The organism is Micromonospora sp. BL1 (genome assembly GCF_003667485.1).
Lineage (GTDB): Bacteria > Actinomycetota > Actinomycetes > Mycobacteriales > Micromonosporaceae > Micromonospora > Micromonospora tulbaghiae.
Map to the genome: position 1 here is coordinate 1 of NZ_RCVK01000017.1, position 434 is coordinate 434.

Genomic DNA, 434 nt, shown 5'->3' on the forward strand with positions numbered 1-434 from the left:
GAGAGAAAGGTTCCGGGCGACCGGCCAGAAGATGTCGGCCACCCCGAACGCGAGCGCGAAGGCTGCTCGGCGCGGTCGACGTCGGCCATCCCGACCTGGGCCGCCTCCCGGTGATGTGCGCCGACGTGCTCCAGCACGGCCAACGCGTCGGAAATCATTGACATGTCGGCAACCTCCGACATATCTTGGGACCGTGCCCGAAGATGACGTGTTCCTCGCGCTGGCGAACCCGGTGCGCCGCAGGCTGCTGCAGTTGCTCGCGGAGGGACCTCGAACGGCAGGCGACCTCGCCGACCAGTTCGAGTTGAGCCGGCCCGCTGTCGCCGAACACCTGCAGGTGCTCCGGCGGGCCGCGCTGGTGTGCGATGAACCCAGGGGCCGCCAACGGCACTACCACCTCACCGCGGAGCCCCTCGCCCAGGTCGGCGCCTGGC

The 434-nt window shown here is 69.8% G+C and carries 1 protein-coding gene; it reads left to right on the forward strand.

The window, feature by feature from the left end:
- Nucleotides 1-193: 193 nt before the first annotated feature.
- A partial coding sequence (locus EAD96_RS31325) for a metalloregulator ArsR/SmtB family transcription factor (RefSeq protein ID WP_147457802.1) occupies nt 194-434 on the forward strand: 241 nt, incomplete at its 3' end.